The 1,827-nt window shown below is 40.9% G+C and carries 1 protein-coding gene; it reads left to right on the forward strand.

Features of this window, described 5'->3' with window-relative positions; all coding sequences use genetic code 11:
* Positions 1 to 1,806: methionine--tRNA ligase (gene metG / locus AC30RD_RS08915; protein WP_489494164.1), on the forward strand; the 1,806-nt coding region annotated here is incomplete at its 5' end.
* Positions 1,807 to 1,827: the final 21 nt, after the last annotated feature.

The raw sequence follows: 1,827 nt of genomic DNA on the forward strand, positions 1-1,827 counted from the left end.
AAGAAGAACTCATACAGTTGCAGCGAGATTTTAATAAAGCCAAACTGTTTCATATTATTGAAAAATTTTACAACGCCGTTTGTCATACCTCTACTAAATACCTATTATTTTAAAAACCTTTGGGATGAGTTTGAGATTAGTTACGATACATTTATCCGTACTACCGATGATGATCATAAAAAAGGGGTACAAAAAGCGTTTGAAAAGATGTATGCAAAAGGTGATATTTATAAAGATTTTTATGAGGGTCACTACTGTGTATCGTGTGAAACTTTTTTCCCTGAAACACAATTGGTTGATGGGGAATTTTGTCCCGACTGCGGCAGAACTACGAGTGTAGTCAAAGAGGAGAGTTACTTTTTTAAGCTTTCAAACTATGAAGAGAAACTCCTTGCCTATTATGAGCAACATCCCGAGTTTATTATGCCAAAATCGCGTGCTAATGAAGTTGTTAATTTTGTAAAGGGTGGACTGCGTGATCTCTCCGTTACCCGTACATCTTTTACATGGGGTGTCAAGATGCCTCAAAGTATCCATGATGAGAAACATGTCATGTATGTATGGCTTGATGCCCTGCTGAACTATATTACGGCGTTAGGGTATGGGGGTGATGAGCAAAAGATGACGTACTGGCCTGCTGATATCCAGTTTGTGGGTAAAGATATTTTACGCTTCCATGCCATCTACTGGCCTGCATTTTTAATGAGCCTTGATCTTCCGCTTCCAAAGCATATCGGTGCGCATGGATGGTGGACACGAGATGGTGAGAAGATGAGTAAATCGAAAGGAAATGTTGTGCATCCCAAAGAGGTTGCAGATGCCTACGGTGTGGAGAATCTTCGCTATTTTATGCTGCGTGAGGTACCTTTTGGTCAAGATGGTGATTTCTCCCAAAGAGCTTTTATAGATAGAATAAACTCAGAACTCTCCAATGACCTTGGAAATCTGCTCAACCGTATTATCGGTATGAGTGGAAAATACAGTAATTTGGTTATAGACAGTAAAGATGTACACACCTATCATGCCAAAGAGCTGGCACTGATGAATGAGATACTTGATTCACTTGATGGCTACATAGAAAAACTTCAGCCACATAGATACCTTGATGAGTTATGGAAACTTTTTGCCCTTGGAAACGGTGCTATTCAAGAGTATGAACCGTGGGTAAAGATGAAAAACAACCAAGAGGATGAAGCGCTTGCTACCGTTGCTTTGGTTGCAAACATCCTCGCAAAAGCAGCAATTATGCTCCATCCTGTTATGCCAAAAACTACCCGTATCATAGCTGATGCGCTTAGTTTTGAGATCAATACGGCAAGTTTTGAAAAATTTGTTGTAGAAAAACAGCTTTTGGAACTCTTTAGCATTCAAAAAGTACCACCTCTCTTCCCTCGTATAGAGGAGCCTTTAATGCAAGAAGCACCAAAGGCAGAACCAAACCCTCCTAAAAAAGAGCAAACAAAAGAGCAAGAAGAGGATAATCTTATTGAGATTGGACAGTTTTTTGGAACATCACTAAAAGTGGGGACTGTTGTTGAAGCGCAAGAGGTACCAAAAAGTAAAAAACTTTTAAAACTGCAGGTTGATTTGGGGGAGGATGCACCGCGTCAGGTTGTAGCGGGTATCAAAGAGTTCTACTCACCCGATACACTGCTTAACACGCAAGTGTGCGTTGTTGCAAACCTCAAGCCCGCCAAACTGATGGGGATGGTGAGCGAGGGGATGTTACTTGCTGCAAAAGATGAGGATGGGCTGTGCCTTATTCGACCTGAAAAACCAAAAAAAGCAGGCACACCTATTGGATGAGACTTGAAAATGTTGTAGCAC

Source organism: Nitrosophilus sp. (genome assembly GCF_982775275.1).